Origin of the sequence: Ornithinibacillus sp. FSL M8-0202 (assembly GCF_037975285.1) — a bacterium.
In the GTDB taxonomy this organism is placed as follows: domain Bacteria; phylum Bacillota; class Bacilli; order Bacillales; family Amphibacillaceae; genus Ornithinibacillus; species Ornithinibacillus massiliensis.
Window position 1 is genome coordinate 3257501 of sequence record NZ_CP150248.1, and the last position, 16793, is coordinate 3274293.

A 16793-nucleotide genomic window follows, 5' to 3' on the forward strand; every position below is an offset into this window, starting at 1 on the left:
TTATATAGAAAAAGCACGCCCATCTTGAAGGCGTGCTTACTAAAATTGGTTATGCCATGCCGAAAGGTCCAAGCTTCTGAGTGTTTCCTCCACCATTTCCACTCATGCCCGCCACGAATGGGAGCATTTTTGAAATGGCTTGGCCGAAATTTTGGTTGTTTTTAGTCATCGTATAATACGTTGCCGCTCCAACTCCAACGGAAGCGAGAATTGGTAACCATTTTCCTTTTGTTTGCACTCGAAACCAACCCTTTCTGTGCTAAAGTATTTGTCCCCAATACATGATTAGAATTCCCTAATAGAGTAAAAAAATAAGAGGAATCAACTACCAGGTGAAGACGTTTCGAATGCAGCATTCATTCCAGCAAGCCTACCGGTGACTAACGCAGATGTAATATTATATCCCCCAGTATAACCATGTATATCTAAAATCTCCCCACAGAAATATAATCGGTCCATCATTTTCGATTGCATTGTATTAGGGACGATTTCCTTAATCGAAACACCTCCGCCTGTTACGAATGCTTTTTCCAGTGGTAGAGACCCGTTTACTGTATAGGTGAAATGTTTAAAACCTTGTACAATGGAACGGAGTGTTTCCTTTCCAATATTTGCTGCCTTCTGATCCTCTTTAACGTTATTCTTTTCGAGGATAAAGTTTAGAAATCTTTCTGGAACTATTCCCTTTAATATATTTTTAATTGCTTTTTTAGGATTTTCTGCAATCGTTTCAAGAAGTTCCTGGTACAGTTCTTCCTCATGCTTGTCTGGCAATACATCTAGGTGCATGGTTACTAATTTTTCCCCTTTCATAAGCTCTTTGACAACAAATTGAGAGCATCGTAAAACTGCTGGTCCCGATACACCGAAATGAGTAAAAATCATGTCCATTTTATGTGTGATGATCGGTTTATTTTTATCGTTTAGAACAGAAAGGGCAATACTTCTTAAAGAAAGACCTTGTAATTTCTTTTGTTTAATAAATTCTTCAGTAGAGGTTAAGGCGACTTCTGTTGGGTATAATTCTGTAATCGTATGACCTGCCTTTTTTGCCCATGCATAGCCATCTCCAGTTGACCCTGTATGAGGAACGGCTTTTCCACCAGCTGCAATTACAATCGCACCTGTTTCGATTTTATCACCATTTTCAAGAATGACGGTATGTGCACTTTCTCCATAGTGTATCGCTTTCACAGGTGTATTTAGCTTTACTTCTACACCAAGCTGGTCCATTTTATTGATTAATGCTTGGACGACATCTTTTGCAGAGTTAGATACCGGGAACATACGTCCATGATCTTCTTCCTTTAGTGCAACACCAAGTCCTTCGAAAAAGTCGATAATGTCGTAATTATTAAAGACTGAAAAAGCACTATATAAAAACCGACCATTTCCCGGGATATGCTTAATAACTTCGTCTTGAGGAAGGCGGTTGGTAACGTTACATCGACCACCACCAGATATAGCGAGTTTTTTTCCTAATTTATTTCCTTTTTCAATTAGCATGGTTCTAGCACCATGTTCAGCTGCAGCGATAGAAGCCATTAATCCTGATGGTCCACCACCAATTACTATTACGTCATAATTCAAGCGTACTCATTCCTTTCAACTGTTAATTTTAACACTTAACACTTGATGTACTCAATTTTTAGCTGGAAAAATGTCATGTTTTGCAGCTTTGTTATCGTTAAAACTGATATTTTTGATATGGAAGAAGGTTTAAGTGCTTTTCTATCCTTTTTAATAATATAATGGTAAACGAAATGTATATAATTGTAAGTTAAGGTTATCTATCGGAACGGTAGTATGTTAAAATAGGCTTATTGTGATATTTTAAATTGTAGATGCAGGTGAAAAAATGTCAAAATCAACAATCGTAAGGGGTGCTTTCCTGTTAACGGGGGCGTCTTTTTTATCGAAGTTTTTAGGAATGATATATGTAATACCCTTTAATGCAATGGTAGGGCCAGAAGGTGTTGCTCTTTATTCATATGCTTACCTCCCGTATAGTATTTTAATTACCATAGCTACGGTCGGTATTCCGTTAGCAGTATCGAAGTTCATATCGAAATATAATTCCTTAGGGGATTATTATACTGGAATGCGAATGTTTAAAACCGGTATGTCACTAATGGCAGTTACAGGTATTATTACATTTCTTGCTCTCTTCTTTAGTGCGGAGCTAATTGCAAATCTAATCATTTCAGACGATGAGTTACATAATACTGTGGAAGATGTTACGATGGTCATTCGTATGGTTAGCTTTGCTTTAATTATTACTCCTTCTATGAGTATTATGCGAGGCTTTTTTCAAGGAAATCAATCGATGGGACCAACAGCAGTTTCCCAAGTTATAGAGCAAATTGCCAGAATCGTGTTTTTATTGGTAGCAGCGTTTCTTATTATCTATATATTTAATGGAACAACGACCACTGCAGTAGGCTATGCAACATTTGCTGCATTCATAGGTGCCATTTTCTCTTATGGTGTCTTGTTAATCTATTGGAAAAAACGTAAACCTTTTATCGATAAGAAACTCGCGGAACAAAAATCGGTACATGATATACCAAAAAAAGAGTTAATGCGAGAATTATTACGTTATGCGGGACCTTTTGTTATTGTTTCTCTTGCTATTCCACTGTTTCAAATAGTTGATACAGTTACGTTTAATCGAACAATGGTAACAATTGGACAGGGGGAAATCTCTGAGGCGCTATTTGGATCGATTTATTCGTTAAGTCATAAGCTAGTCATTATACCAGTTACAATAGCAACAGGGTTATCTTTAGCTGTAATGCCAGTTGTCACGTCCTCCTTCACCCAAGGACAAAAGCCGCTATTAAATAATCAAATTAACCAGGCACTCCAAATTATACTGGTACTGGTTATTCCAGCATCATTTGGATTAACCATGCTCTCATCAGAAGCGTATGGTACCTTGTTTGGCGGATTAGAAACATTGAATCTAACTGGACCTTTACTCGGTTGGTATGCACCTGTGGGCATTTTATTTGCATTATTGACTGTTACAGCGTCCATTTTACAAGGAATCAATCAACAAAATCATGCAGTATTTAATTTATGTGCTGGATTTTTATTTAAAGTGCTCTTTAATATACAGTTCATTCATATGTTTGGTGCAAAAGGATCTATTTTTGCTACTGCCGTTGGTTTAACTATTGCAGTAGTGTTGAATCTCATCCGTATAAGAAGTTCAGTAGGATTCCAATTTAAACCAATCGTTAAACGCACCATGCTTACGGGGATTTTTGTTATTCTCATGTGGATTGTCATCATATTGGTTAAACTAATTGTCGGAGCAATATTCCCATATGAAGAAACGAGACTGGGATTAATGCTTATGCTATTCCTTGGTGTTTCAATTGGTGGCTATGTATACCTATGGTTTGCATACAAGTCTACATTATTAGAGCGGGTATTTGGAGAGAGAGTACGTATTTTAGGGAAGATTTTCAGGTAGCTTTGAGGTGTTAATATGAGAATAGATAAATTACTTTCCAATATGGGTTACGGTTCCCGTAAAGATGTGAAAGCATTAGTGAAGAAGAAACGGGTTACGTTAAATGAACTAGTTGTTAAGGATAGTGGTCTAAAGGTTGATCCGCAGAAAGACATAGTCAAAGTGGACGATCAGGTTGTCATCTATAAACCATTCATTTATCTGATGATGAATAAGCCTCCTGGAGTGGTCTCAGCGACCGAGGATCAGCGTGATAGGACGGTAATTGATTTACTGACACCAGAGTTACAACATTTTAACCCCTTTCCTGTTGGACGATTAGATAAAGATACAGAAGGGTTATTATTACTAACCAATGATGGTCAATTAGCTCATCAATTACTTTCACCAAAAAAAGATGTGGGAAAAACATATTATGCTAAAATATCGGGGATGGTAACCGATAAAGAGGTTGAGCTGTTTTCAAATGGAGTTACATTAGATGATGGCTATAAGACTAAACCAGCAAAGTTAACCATCATTGCTTCTGGTGATATTTCCGAAATTGAAATAATCATTACAGAGGGGAAATTTCACCAGGTGAAGCGAATGTTCGAAGCTGTCGGAATGAAAGTTGTCTATTTGAAGCGATTAAGTATGGGGGAGCTAAAGCTGGATTCTTCTTTAAGCTTAGGGGAATATCGTGAGTTGACTGAAGAAGAACTTTCTTATTGTCAATTTATTAAGTGAGGGATATAAATGGGACAAATTCCACATTATTTTATCGCTATACCGGTTTCAACTGAATTAAAAGAGACATTCTTCACCTGGCAAGAAACGTTGAAGCAAAATGTGTCATATAAAGTATGGCCACATCAAGAAGACCTACACATTACATTGAAGTTTCTCGGCGCTGTTGAGGAGCAGCAGCTAAAACAGTTGCGAAATAATTTAGCGACCATTACCCATCCTACATTTACCTTATCCGTAGGCGGGGTTGGAACCTTTGGAAAGCATGATACCCCTCGTGTAGTTTGGGCTGGTGTAGAAAAAAATACAGAACTAGAAGGGTTATTTCGAAAAATTGAATCCGTTGTAACGGAAATTGGATTTCCAAGCGAAAATAGACCTTACAGACCGCATATTACACTAGCGAAGAAATGGTTAGAATCGTATCATGCAAGCGCTCTAGATGAAGTGAAGGAACAATTTGCAGCCGATTATTTTCAAATGAATGTAGATGAGTTTGTATTGTATCAAATTCATCCGTCTAAATCACCAAAATACCAGATTGTGGAACGTTATCGGTTGAAAAGGGGGTAATCCATTGGCCCAGTTAATTAAATTACAAAATTACATTACACGATATGAATGGGATATTTATCGTTATCCGAGTCAATTTATTCGATATAAACAAGATAATTGGAAGAAGCTTTTAAACTTATGGAACAATCCTGAGCTCTTGGCTACGTTGTCTGACATAGAAGAAGAGCAAAAAAAACCATCGAAATGGAATTTGTTCCAAAGAAAAAAAGAACAAGTAGAAGTAGTAGAAGATACAGAGCACGACGTTATTCTTCCAAATACGGAAGAAGAGCTTAAGCATTATTTCTTGAATCAACTTATTCCATTTCAGTTTAAATGGGCTACATCAACTATATCTAATGTTTCTTTTGTTGCCCCAAAATATTATAAAGACGAATTGCTTCACTATTTTTTAAAACGATTTCCAGATACCTATTTCGTAATGTATTATCCTGTTTTCGAGATACGGAAGGCGCCAGTTGAAGGGGAGATTATACTTATTAGTCCATTAGGTATCGAAATCATTTATGTATTGGAAGAAAATCAGAATACAATGATTACCGCATCGGATGATAGAAGCTGGGTCTTGGAGAACGGTGTCAAAAGCAAGAAGCAGTTAAGTCCAATCTTTGCACTAAAGCGGACGGAGAAGATTGTGAAAGGCATATTAGATAAATATGGTATTTCATTTCCTGTACATAAGGTCGTCCTCTCCCGGACAAATATCATCAATTTTTTAAAAGAACCATATCATACTAGAATTATAGGAAAACATGAATATGATCAATGGTTTCAGCAAAAAAGATCGCTTAATTCCCCATTAAAAAGTGTTCAATTAAAGGCAGCAGAGGCATTGTTAAAACATTGCCAATCATCGTATGTAAAGCGGCCGGAATGGGTGGACGAGGATGAATTTGACGGTGGAATGAAGGAAGAAGAGGGTTAATATTTTCATGGAAGGATGTATCTGAAGTAGATGCGCCCAAACGGGAGAAGGATAAGCCTAATAAGTAGAAGTATGTACCCGGGTGAGTAGTAGATGTGCCCAAGGGAGAGCAAGATGCCCCCGAATGGGAATTAGATGAGCCCAATAAGTGGAAAGATGCCCCCGAATGGGAATTAGATGAGCCCAATAAGTGGAAAGATGCCCCCGAATGGGAATTAGATGCGCCCAAGCGAGAGCAAGATGAGCCCAAAAAGTGAAAGGATGCGCCCGAATGGGAATTAGATACGCCCAAACGAGAGCAAGATGAGCCCAATAAGTAGAAACATGTACCCGAGTGAGAAATACATGCGCCCAAACGGGAGCAAGATAAGCCCAATAAGTGGAAAGATGCCCCCGAATGGGAATTAGATGCGCCCAAGTGAGAGCAAGATGAGCCCAATAAGTGGAAAGATGCGCCCGAATGGGAATTAGATGCGCCCAAACAAGAGATAGATAAGCCCAATAAGTAGAAACATGTACCCGAGTGGAAAATACATGCGCCCAAACAAGAGAAAGATAGTCCCATAAAGCTGAAACATGTAATGCAAAAATTCAACCCAATGTCCAGCCGTTGTTAGTTATTCGTGGTATTTCTAAATGGAAAGTGTTAGGATTGTTTTTAACTGTTTTTATTGGGCATATTTCATTTAAAAAAGTAGATTTATATCATGTGAGTCTCAATAAAAGCGAAAAAGGCAATTAGTTTTCAAGTTGATGGGCAAATAGAAGTATGTAGTTCGTGTGAAATTGCTAAAGATTAACAAGCTATCCAAATAATGGGGACTATTTTTTCTTAATAAATAGGATAGACAACTTGAAAATAATGATAGAATTCGATAATCTATTAACATGTTTGTAATTTTTGTCGATTATTTTTTGATATGGGGAATGTATGATGGAATGGTTTAAGAAGGTTTTTGGTGAAGAATGGGAAATTACGCCTGCTGGTGGACTAACTGGGGAGGCTTATTTTGCCAAAAAAGATTCGAAGCAACTTTTTCTTAAACGAAATTCATCCCCATTTTTAGCAGTATTATCAGCTGAAGGGATTGTTCCTAAGCTCGTATGGACAAAACGTTTAAACAATGGTGATGTGGTAACTGCTCAAAAATGGTTAGAGGGAAGGGAACTTAGACCAGCCGAAATGCAATATCAACGTGTAGCTGATCTACTTCATAAAATTCACCATTCCACTGAATTATTGCATATGTTGCTACGCTTAGGAAAAAAACCTATTACAGCCGATGATTATATACAATCAATTGAAAAGCGTTTAAATGCTAATCGAATCGAGAATGCCACAGTAGAAATTAAAGATGGTTTAGCTTATTTAAATAACTATTTACCGATTGCTAGACAACATAATCAAACGGTTTGTCATGGAGATATGAACCATCATAACTTACTGCTAACGGATGATGGTCAGTTATATTTAATAGACTGGGATAATGCTATGATTGCCGATCCGATTTTAGATTATGGTAAGGTTCTGAATTCCTATATTCCAAAAGAGAACTGGAAAGAATGGCTAGAGCAGTATGGTATGGAACTAGATAAACCGTTTTTAATTAGAATGTATTGGTACTTAATTGTTGACGCGCTTTCTTTCTTAGCCTTTCATTATGAGCGAAATGAAATGGATAAGTATGAAGAGCGTCTGATTGCGTTAAAAGAACTTAATTTACAAATGAGATTATTGTAAATTATTTTGTTCAATGGTGGAAATCCAATTAGTAATATTATCCTTATTGGTCAGAATATGCTCCTCTTGATTTTGAACACTTTCTCCTTGTCTACCGTAATTGTAGATTTCCGGTAAAAGCTGTAAGAGTTGTTCATTAGATATGGAGTTATTTGCTATCATGGATTTTACTAACCTTTTTATTTGTTGATATTCAGATACTTGAGCACAACATTCAGTTTGTTGCTCATCTAAAATGTCTAATAATAATTCTAGTTGATGATTTACTGTCAATGACATGTGACTTCACCTCATGGAATAGTATTCGATGATTTAATAAAAATATGTAAAAGTAGTAGAAAGAGGTGTCCTCTATTGCGTCAGCGTAATAAACCTTGGGCCGATGATTTTTTGCGTGAAAATACGCATTTAGTAATTCCTAATCCAAGTGAACATAAAAATAAATGGAAGGAACTTTTTGGAAATGACAATCCAATTCACGTCGAAGTTGGTACAGGAAAAGGTCAATTTATTGTAGGGATGGCCAAACAATACCCTAATATTAACTTTATCGGTATTGAACTTTCCAAAAGTGTTATCGTAACGGCTGCAGAGAAGGTTCAAGAATCAGGGCAATCCAATATCCTGTTAATTCAAGAAAATGCAGAGAATCTTAACGACATTTTTATGGAAAATGAAGTTTCAACCATATACTTGAATTTCTCCGACCCATGGCCGAAAAATCGTCATGCCAAGAGAAGGCTCACTTTCCGTACATTTCTAAAACGATATGAAGCAGCATTGGCTTCTAATGGAGAATTAATCTTTAAAACAGATAACCGAGGTCTCTTTGAATATTCGTTAGTTAGCTTTTCCGAATATGGTATGCTATTAAAGGAAATCAGTCTTGATTTGCATAAGGATCATGATCCAGAAAATGTCATGACAGAATATGAAGAGAAATTTTCTGCAAAAGGTCAGCCAATATACCGGTGTAAGGCAGTTTTTCGAGAGGAGTAGCAACTCCTCTTTTTTTAATTATTGGACGATGGATAAATTAGAGAAAGGGTACAGGATGAAAGAGAAGCTATTTGGAAGAGGCTAGAAGTAACAGTAATTAAGCCTCATTTGATAGCGTTTGCAAGATGATGCACCTTCCTATACACTATTATTAGGAAGGATGAAGGGGGAGATTGGATGGAGAAATTACAAGTAGGCCGCGCTACTTTAACTTGGTTAAGTGGAGGAGTGAATCACTTAGATGGTGGTGCCATGTTTGGTGTTGTACCAAAGGCCTTATGGTCCAGAAAGTATCCAGTGAATGATAAAAATCAGATAGAACTAAGAACTGATCCGATTTTACTGCAAATTGATGGTCAAAATATGTTAATTGATACAGGTATGGGGATTGATAAATTAACAGAAAAACAAAAGCGAAACTTCGGTGTGCTTGAGGAGTCGATGATTGAGAAATCGTTAGCTGAACTTAATTTAACCACTAATGATATTGATACAGTATTGATGACCCATTTACATTTTGATCATGCTTGTGGATTAACAAAAAAAGTAAATGAAACATATGAATCCGTATTCCGAAATGCAAAGATTTTTACTTCACAAGTGGAATGGGATGAGATGAGAAACCCAAATATTCGCTCCGTGAATACATATTGGGAAATGAACTGGAAGCCCATCGTCGATCAGGTAGAGCCTTTTCACGAAGAAATTGAGATTGTCCCTGGCTTAAAAATGGTTCATACGGGTGGACATAGTGATGGTCATTCCATTATCGTATTCGAAGATAAAGAGGAAACGTTTATTCATATGGCCGATTTAATGGCAACGAATGCCCATCAGAACAAGCTGTGGGCGATGGCCTATGATGATTATCCAGTAGCTTCTGTCCATCAAAAAGAAAAATGGATGGAATATGGTTATCAAAAGCAGGCATGGTTTACGTTTTATCACGATGCATTTTACCGTGCTATTAAATTTAACCAACAAGGTGATCAAACAGATGTCGTGGAAAGAGAGCGATATGAGTATTAACTAAAATTCAGAAATACCACGTATTTTTAGGTATTAAAAAAGTAGCCTAGCAAAGCTGTAAGGCTACTTTTTCATGTACATTAAACCGATTCTACGACGTCAATGACGGCACCAGTGTCTGCATCTGCATAAAATTCGTATTGTTTATTCTGTCCATCAATACTACGTGTAACACCACCACGATATGCATTGTACTGTAAGCCATTTTTTTCAATTGGCTCAGGCTTCATATAAATCCAAGAACCACTAATTGGTCCTTGCTTTTTGAATGTTTCTTTGGCGTATTTCAATGCCTTTTCAGGTGTTATCTTTTGATATTGATCGATTTGCTGCTTTGCTAAGTATCCAGCAGCAAAGCCTACACCAGCTGCTACGACAGTTTTTTTCCAACTCATCTTCTCACCTCATGCTTTAAACTTTTTTTCACATGTTAGTCTAGTTTTTAGTATACCGTAATTAGAACAAAATAGAAAATATTATTGAATTGTGGAAACAATTTAGTCCTTTCGGTATACTTAAGAAGTAGTGAGAAGGAATGGAGGGTTACATAGATGAATCAGGAAACATTACAATTATTTAAAACGTTAACAGAATTACAAGGTGCACCTGGTAACGAACATCCAGTTCGTGCTTTCATGAAAAGTGAGCTTGAAAAATATGCAGATGAAGTAATTCAAGATAACCTTGGTGGTGTATTTGGAGTTAAAAAAGGAAGCGGCCCTCGTGTAATGGTTGCAGGACATATGGACGAAGTGGGCTTTATGGTAACACAAATTACGAAAGCTGGACTTATTCGCTTCCAAACATTAGGTGGCTGGTGGAGTCAAGTATTACTTGCTCAGCGAGTACAAATTATGACAGAGAATGGACCAATAATAGGTGTTATTAGTTCCATCCCTCCACATAATTTAACACCAGAACAACGTAATAAACCTATGGATATTAAAAATATGTTAATTGACATAGGTGCTGATGATAAAGAGGACGCAGAAAAAATCGGAATTAAACCAGGACAAACCATCGTGCCAATTTGCCCATTTACACCGATGGCGAATGAAAAGAAGATTTTAGCTAAAGCATGGGATAATCGTTATGGTTGTGGACTTTCTATTGAACTATTAAAAGAATTACAAGGTGAAACACTCCCTAACGAATTGTATTCTGGAGCAACCGTACAAGAAGAAGTAGGATTAAGAGGCGCGAAAGTTGCAGCGAATATGATTAATCCCGACATCTTCTACGCACTGGATGCATCGCCTGCCAATGATATGACAGGAAGTGAAAGTGAATTTGGTAAATTAGGCAAAGGTGCTTTATTACGTATCTTTGATCGTTCGATGATTACACATCGGGGAATGCGAGAATTCATTTTAGATACGGCGGAATCTAATAATATTCCATATCAATATTTCATCTCCCAAGGGGGAACTGATGCAGGGAGTGTACATCTTTCAGGTAATGGCGTACCATCTGCAGTTGTCGGTATTTGCTCACGCTATATCCATACAGCAGCATCTATTATTCATGTGGATGATTACGCTGCTGCAAAAGAACTGTTAGTAAAACTAGTAAAATCTACTGATCAAAATACGGTCGATACGATCCGCAAACAATAATGAAATAGCAAACCAGCTACTCGTCCTAATGAGTAGCTGGTTTTTTTTGATTAAAAAGGTCATTACAAGTTTATATTTACATGTTTAAACGTATGGTAGCTTACATAAAGCAGTGAATAATTGCATTTCTTCTTGATAAAGCTAGGTACATAAGTATGCATATTTGTACCATCCTTCGAGAAAAAACAGCCATGTCATCCATACCGCGACAAAGTTAGTTTTCAAGTATCTTGAAGTGAAGATAATTGTAGCATATGATTTTAAGTGGAAGTTAGACACATATAACAATGAAAGGGAGAGATATAATGGCAAAGTCAACCATTAAAGTTAAGGTTCAACAATTTGGTAACTTCCTAAGCTCTATGGTATTGCCAAACATAGGTGCATTTATTGCATGGGGACTAATTACCGCATTATTTATAGCAGATGGCTTCTTTCCAAATGAAAGCCTTGCCAAACTAGTTGACCCAATGGTCTTTTACTTACTACCATTATTAATTGGTTATACAGGTGGTAAATTGATTCATGATCAACGAGGTGGTGTCGTAGGTGCAATTGCAACAATGGGAGTTATTGTAGGGGCACCAGATACACCGATGTTTTTAGGAGCAATGATTATGGGACCGCTTGGTGGTTTCGTAATTAAAAAGTTTGACCAAGCAATCGAAGGTAAAGTCAAATCAGGATTTGAAATGCTAATCAATAACTTTTCAGCTGGTATTCTTGGTGGATTACTTGCAATTCTTTCATTTTTAGCTATCGGCCCAGCTGTAAACGGATTCACACAATTGCTTGTTTCGGGAGTAGATTGGTTAATCGGTGTAGGTCTGTTACCATTAACTAGTATCTTCATCGAACCTGCAAAAATTCTATTCTTAAATAATGCAATCAACCATGGAATCCTTTCTCCAATTGGTTTAGAACAGGCGAGAACTGTAGGACAATCCATTCTGTTCCTATTAGAAGCAAACCCAGGACCAGGTCTTGGTGTGCTATTAGCCTTTATGCTGTTTGGGAAAGGTACTGCAAAGCAATCAGCACCAGGGGCTGGAATCATTCATTTCTTTGGGGGTATTCATGAAATATACTTCCCATATGTACTGATGAAACCTATGCTGTTAATTTCCGTTATTCTAGGTGGTATGAGTGGTATTTTCACACTAGTATTATTAGGCGGAGGTCTACAGGCTCCTGCTTCTCCAGGTAGTATCTTTGCTATAGCAGCTGTTACACCAGGGAAAGCAAGTGTTTATTTTGCCAACTTTGCAGCAGTATTCGTAGCAACAGCCGTTTCCTTTATTATTTCTTCATTTGTGCTAAAATCAAGTAAACAAGATGAGGATAATATTGAAGAGGCAACGAATAAAATGCAAGAAATGAAAGGGAAGAAAAGCTCTGTTGCAGGAGCATTGCAATCTAAAGCAGGAACTCTTCCAGAAAAAGTAAATAAAATTGTTTTCGCTTGTGATGCTGGTATGGGATCAAGTGCAATGGGGGCTTCCTTACTACGTAAAAAAGTAAAAGAAGCAAATCTAGATGTGACAGTTACCAATTCAGCTATTAGTAATTTAACCAATGACGCACAAATTGTTATTACACAAAATGAGTTAACACCACGTGCTAAAAGTAAACTGCCAGATGCTTATCATATTTCGGTAGATAACTTCTTATCCAGTCCAGAATACGATAAGTTGATTGACCAATTACAAAATGGTGTTACGAAAGAGCAAACAGAGTTAGTCGAAGAAACCGTAGCAGAGGTAACAGATGTAGATCATAATCAAGATGATGATGATTTATTACGAGAGGAAAATATTTTCCTAAATCAAGAATTTGCTACGAAGGAAGAGGCAATTCGTTTCGCAGGTGAAGTATTAGTGAAAGCTGGTTACGTTGAAGAAAGCTATGTTGATGCGATGATTGATCGTGAAAAGCTAACATCAACGTACATGGGAAATAATGTTGCCATTCCACATGGTACAGAAGAGGCGAAAAAAGCTGTATTACGTTCAGGGTTTACCGTGATTCAAGTTCCTAATGGGGTTGACTTTGACGGTCAAGAAGCCAAGCTTATCTTTGGAATAGCCGGTAAGGACGGTACACATTTAGATATTCTTTCTGGTATTGCTATTGTTTGCTCCGATGAGAAAAATGTGGAACAAATGGTACAAGCCAAAACAGCTAAAGAATTGTTAACGATTATTAATAGTAAATAAAGTAGAAAATGAGTAGAAAGATGGTGAATAACTGTCTTTCTATTCGTTATTTTCGTTCAGATACATCTCAATTAATTAGAAACGAGTGGGTAGCATGTTTATTACGTCAAGAGAAAAATCGATCATTGATTTAGTAATGAAGACGTCAGGTAAGCACACACCACAATCACTTGCTAGCTATCTCCATGTAAGTGTAAGAACGATACAGCGTGATTTAAAGGCTGTCGAAAACATCTTGAAATCTTTTGAATTACTATTAAAGCGGACAACCAATGATGGATTAATGATAGAAGGAAAGAACGAACATATTTTCAAATTAATGCAGCAGCTTTATTATGTACATCCAACAGATGAAACACCTGAGGAAAAAAAGCTACAGCTGTTAATTATTTTATTACATGAAGGATCGTTTTTTAAAATTAAGGTGTTAGCACATCAGCTAGGGGTGAGTGTGACAACTCTTGCATCCTATCTAGACGACTTAACCAGCTGGCTAGACAAATTTACGATAGACTTGTCGAGAAAAAGAGGCGTTGGCGTTAGTATTACAGGAAATGAAGCAAATAAACGGCGTGCTTTAGCAACCTATCTATTGTTTCATTTTCATGAAGAATTATTAGAAAGCTTATATATTCTGATGAAGGATATGGAATTAGAGGATTCTGTTCTTGGATATTTTCCTCCTGACTATTTGATGATCATTGATGAGCTAGTGAATCGTATGTTTGAGAAAGGTAAAATGCGGTTAGCTGATAATGATTATTTAGGACTTGTCGTTCACATTGCGATTACGCTTAAGCGAGTAGAGAGCAATTTTTTACTAGATGAACCAATAGGGGAAATAGAGGAAGAAGAAACAATAAATGCTTTTCAACTCATGGATCAGCTATGTGAGGAGCTAAAATCTAAATTATCCATTCCATTAACCGAGAGAGATGTGCAATATCTAGCTGTGATACTAAAAGGTTCTAAGCTGCAAGATTCAGATACAATTGCTTATGACCGCATTATGCTCGGACAAATTATTAAAAATATCATACAGGATGTATCTAGCCAATTACATGTGGATTTAACGCGAGATTTTTCATTGTTCCAGGGGTTGTTTGCCCACATGGAGCCTTCCATATTTCGTTTAAAACATCAAACAGGCTTGTTCAATCCGTTAACAGCCCAAATAAAGAAGAAATATCCTGTATTGTTTATGGCAGTTCGAAATAGTCTCGAGAAGGAAATTCCGGAGATTCGCTTTCCGGATGACGAAGTTGCATTTATCGTTCTTCACTTCGGTTCCGCCTTATTGATGAACGAAGAGAAGCCTACTATTCATGGTGTAGTTGTCTGTCCTACAGGGATTGGTACATCTAAAATGTTGGCCAGTCGTATTAAGAAGGAATTCCAGGAGATTGATACGATTGAAGTTAAAACGATTAAAGAAATGCAACAATCAAATGTAGACGAATTTGACATTATTATATCCACTGTTCGGTTACCATTTGATGAGGTTCATTATATTCTTGTCTCTCCATTATTAAGTGATGAAGACATACAAATGATTCGTAGCTATTTACAGAGTAATCTCCAACAATTTACAGGAAAAAAAGAGTATGTAAAAATTAGGGATAAAGAAATGAGACAGGAATCATCCAGTCTATTAGATGTTTTACAGGAAATGAAGGACGTTCAAACTGGTATTGAAGCAATTCTTAACAATTTGCGTATATATCGTAAGAGTAGTCCAGACTACACATGCGTACTGAGAGAAATGGTACTAGAGCTGGAACAAGAATCCTTAATTACAGATGCTGATGTCGTGTTTCAGAAGCTTTTAGACAGAGAAAAAATGGGAGGTCTTGGGATTCCGCATACGAATATGGGACTATTCCATTGTCGGGATGACAGTATACAAGAGCTTATCTTTCAAATATGTCATTTAGACAATCCTTGTGTAATTAAGGGAATGGATGGAAAAGAAGTTACATTGAAGCACTTATTGTTAATGCTATCTCCTGACAAACTTAGCATAAAAGAACAAGAAATACTAAGTTTAATCAGCACAAGTTTAATTGAAACGGATACAGCTTTAATGATCTATTCTTCCTCTAATGAAGAAATGATAAGAGGTAAATTAGAGGATTTATTTTCAACCTACTTACAAAATAAATGGATAAAGGAATGATAGAAGTGAAACAAGCAGTTCATTTTGGTGCAGGTAATATTGGTAGAGGATTTATTGGAGCCTTATTTTCCAATTCAGGATATCATGTAACCTTCGTCGATATTGCAGATCAAATTATTAATCAATTAAATGAACAAAAAAGCTATCAAGTAATTCTTGCAACAGATCAACAAGAAACAACTACAATAAACCATGTCTCAGGACTGAACAATATGACACAGGAGCAAGAAGTCATCGAGGTTATCACGAATGCGAGCTATTTAACGACCGCAATCGGTCCAAATATCTTACCGAGAATTGCGCCGTTAATTGCACGTGGAATCTCGGAAAGAGTATACCAAACAGATGAGCCATTATATGTCATTGCATGCGAAAACCAAATTGGTGCTACTGATATTTTGAAAGAACATATCTTGGATAATCTTGATGAAGATACGAAAGAAAGGTTAGCTGGTAAAGTATTTTTCTTTAATTCTGCTGTTGACCGTATTGTTCCAATCCAAAAGAATAATACGTCACTTGATGTGTTAGTGGAGCCATATTATGAATGGGTTGTAGAAACAGAAGCTGATATTCCACACGTAGAAGGCATGACGACAGTTAAAGAGCTAGCTCCATTTATTGAAAGGAAACTATTTACGGTTAATACAGGACATGCTGTGATCGCTTATCTTGGTTACTTAAATGGAAAATCAACGATTGATAAAACATTAGCCGATGAAGCAATCGTTAATAAAGTAGAAGCAACATTAAAAGAGACCGGTGATTACTTGGTTAAACAATATGGTTTAGACAAAGAGGAACACAGTAAGTATATCCAAAAGATTATCGATCGATTTAAAAACCCGCATTTAAATGATGGTGTCACTAGAGTAGGACGTGCCCCTCTTCGTAAATTAGGGCCAGAAGATCGCCTTGTTCGTCCAGCAACAGAAGCACAAAAGGCCGGCTTACCGTATACAAATCTAGCTCAAGCAATCGCTGCAGCGCTATTATTTGATTATCAAGAGGACGAAGAAGCAGTCAAACTTCAAACGATGATTAAAGAAAGCGGAATTGCTAAAGTGTTATCAGAAGTTAGTAACTTACCAGAGGACAGTGAAATTACCCAAGAAATTATAAAACAATATGATGCACTAAAATAATAGTATACTCGGAAAAATAGTAAGATATAGTAGAGGCTGGGACAAAACGAAAACAAAGGTAATAAAAACGAACCATTACCACATTAGCCACGGAAATATACGGAGACTCCTGTGGGAGGAAAGGGTTTGATGTGCTAACTTTCATGTTCGGTTTATCCTA

The 16793-nt window shown here is 36.9% G+C and carries 16 protein-coding genes; 12 read left to right on the top strand and 4 right to left on the bottom strand.

Going from position 1 to position 16793, the window contains the following annotated elements:
* Positions 1–49: 49 nt before the first annotated feature.
* A complete protein-coding gene (locus tag MKY78_RS16435; RefSeq protein WP_186871300.1) occupies positions 50–238 on the bottom strand; it encodes a hypothetical protein in 189 nt (62 codons plus the stop codon).
* A gap of 83 nt (positions 239–321) precedes the next feature.
* On the bottom strand, positions 322–1590 hold the full coding sequence (locus MKY78_RS16440; RefSeq protein ID WP_339214228.1) for an NAD(P)/FAD-dependent oxidoreductase: 1269 nt from the start codon (positions 1588–1590) through the stop codon (positions 322–324).
* Between the two features lie 268 nt (positions 1591–1858).
* Here MKY78_RS16440 and MKY78_RS16445 point away from each other — a divergent pair, with 268 nt between their 5' ends.
* From MKY78_RS16445 to MKY78_RS16470, 6 genes are all read left to right on the top strand, one after another.
* Positions 1859–3481, top strand: coding sequence for a polysaccharide biosynthesis protein (locus MKY78_RS16445; RefSeq protein ID WP_339214230.1), 1623 nt, complete (start codon positions 1859–1861; stop codon positions 3479–3481).
* Between the two features lie 15 nt (positions 3482–3496).
* Positions 3497–4210: a pseudouridine synthase gene (locus MKY78_RS16450; protein ID WP_339214232.1), complete on the top strand. Its 714-nt coding sequence runs from the start codon at positions 3497–3499 to the stop codon at positions 4208–4210.
* 9 nt (positions 4211–4219) lie between these two features.
* Complete coding sequence (gene thpR / locus MKY78_RS16455; protein WP_339214234.1) at positions 4220–4783, top strand: RNA 2',3'-cyclic phosphodiesterase; 564 nt, start codon at positions 4220–4222, stop codon at positions 4781–4783.
* A gap of 4 nt (positions 4784–4787) precedes the next feature.
* Complete coding sequence (locus tag MKY78_RS16460; RefSeq protein WP_339214235.1) at positions 4788–5711, top strand: NERD domain-containing protein; 924 nt, start codon at positions 4788–4790, stop codon at positions 5709–5711.
* Between the two features lie 95 nt (positions 5712–5806).
* Positions 5807–5968, top strand: coding sequence for a hypothetical protein (locus tag MKY78_RS16465; protein ID WP_339214236.1), 162 nt, complete (start codon positions 5807–5809; stop codon positions 5966–5968).
* Positions 5969–6645: 677 nt separating this feature from the next.
* Positions 6646–7452 carry a phosphotransferase family protein gene (locus MKY78_RS16470; RefSeq protein WP_339214238.1) on the top strand — a complete coding sequence of 269 codons (807 nt, stop codon included), beginning with the start codon at positions 6646–6648 and terminating at the stop codon, positions 7450–7452.
* Here MKY78_RS16470 and MKY78_RS16475 read toward each other — a convergent pair.
* Positions 7444–7731 carry a YtzH-like family protein gene (locus tag MKY78_RS16475; protein WP_339214239.1) on the bottom strand — a complete coding sequence of 96 codons (288 nt, stop codon included), beginning with the start codon at positions 7729–7731 and terminating at the stop codon, positions 7444–7446. The genes MKY78_RS16470 and MKY78_RS16475 overlap by 9 nt on opposite strands.
* A 75-nt stretch (positions 7732–7806) precedes the next feature.
* Between MKY78_RS16475 and trmB the strand changes: the two genes are divergently transcribed.
* Positions 7807–8451: a tRNA (guanosine(46)-N7)-methyltransferase TrmB gene (gene trmB / locus MKY78_RS16480; protein ID WP_339214240.1), complete on the top strand. Its 645-nt coding sequence runs from the start codon at positions 7807–7809 to the stop codon at positions 8449–8451.
* A 177-nt stretch (positions 8452–8628) separates the two neighbouring features.
* On the top strand, positions 8629–9480 hold the full coding sequence (locus MKY78_RS16485) for an MBL fold metallo-hydrolase (protein WP_339214242.1): 852 nt from the start codon (positions 8629–8631) through the stop codon (positions 9478–9480).
* Between the two features lie 80 nt (positions 9481–9560).
* Here MKY78_RS16485 and MKY78_RS16490 read toward each other — a convergent pair whose 3' ends face one another.
* Positions 9561–9875, bottom strand: coding sequence for a PepSY domain-containing protein (locus MKY78_RS16490; protein WP_339214243.1), 315 nt, complete (start codon positions 9873–9875; stop codon positions 9561–9563).
* Positions 9876–10031: 156 nt separating this feature from the next.
* On the opposite strand from MKY78_RS16490, the gene MKY78_RS16495 reads away from it, so the two are divergent.
* The 4 genes from MKY78_RS16495 (at position 10032) to MKY78_RS16510 (ending at position 16633) form a co-directional block, all read left to right on the top strand.
* On the top strand, positions 10032–11096 hold the full coding sequence (locus MKY78_RS16495) for a M42 family metallopeptidase (RefSeq protein ID WP_186871311.1): 1065 nt from the start codon (positions 10032–10034) through the stop codon (positions 11094–11096).
* Between the two features lie 305 nt (positions 11097–11401).
* A complete protein-coding gene (locus MKY78_RS16500; protein ID WP_339214245.1) occupies positions 11402–13312 on the top strand; it encodes a PTS mannitol transporter subunit IICBA in 1911 nt (636 codons plus the stop codon).
* 94 nt (positions 13313–13406) lie between these two features.
* Positions 13407–15488: a BglG family transcription antiterminator gene (locus MKY78_RS16505; protein WP_339214247.1), complete on the top strand. Its 2082-nt coding sequence runs from the start codon at positions 13407–13409 to the stop codon at positions 15486–15488.
* On the top strand, positions 15473–16633 hold the full coding sequence (locus MKY78_RS16510; RefSeq protein WP_339214248.1) for a mannitol-1-phosphate 5-dehydrogenase: 1161 nt from the start codon (positions 15473–15475) through the stop codon (positions 16631–16633). The genes MKY78_RS16505 and MKY78_RS16510 overlap by 16 nt, the downstream gene beginning before the upstream one ends.
* The last annotated feature ends 160 nt before the right edge of the window (positions 16634–16793 follow it).

Coding starts and splice junctions, on each gene's coding strand:
- MKY78_RS16485 (WP_339214242.1), top strand. CDS start 8,629: ATGGAGAAATTACAAGTAGGCCGCGCTACTTTAACTTGGTTAAGTGGA.
- MKY78_RS16450 (WP_339214232.1), top strand. CDS start 3,497: ATGAGAATAGATAAATTACTTTCCAATATGGGTTACGGTTCCCGTAAA.
- MKY78_RS16490 (WP_339214243.1), bottom strand. CDS start 9,875: ATGAGTTGGAAAAAAACTGTCGTAGCAGCTGGTGTAGGCTTTGCTGCT.
- MKY78_RS16495 (WP_186871311.1), top strand. CDS start 10,032: ATGAATCAGGAAACATTACAATTATTTAAAACGTTAACAGAATTACAA.
- thpR (WP_339214234.1), top strand. CDS start 4,220: ATGGGACAAATTCCACATTATTTTATCGCTATACCGGTTTCAACTGAA.
- MKY78_RS16500 (WP_339214245.1), top strand. CDS start 11,402: ATGGCAAAGTCAACCATTAAAGTTAAGGTTCAACAATTTGGTAACTTC.
- MKY78_RS16505 (WP_339214247.1), top strand. CDS start 13,407: ATGTTTATTACGTCAAGAGAAAAATCGATCATTGATTTAGTAATGAAG.
- MKY78_RS16470 (WP_339214238.1), top strand. CDS start 6,646: ATGGAATGGTTTAAGAAGGTTTTTGGTGAAGAATGGGAAATTACGCCT.
- MKY78_RS16445 (WP_339214230.1), top strand. CDS start 1,859: ATGTCAAAATCAACAATCGTAAGGGGTGCTTTCCTGTTAACGGGGGCG.
- MKY78_RS16510 (WP_339214248.1), top strand. CDS start 15,473: ATGGATAAAGGAATGATAGAAGTGAAACAAGCAGTTCATTTTGGTGCA.
- MKY78_RS16475 (WP_339214239.1), bottom strand. CDS start 7,731: ATGTCATTGACAGTAAATCATCAACTAGAATTATTATTAGACATTTTA.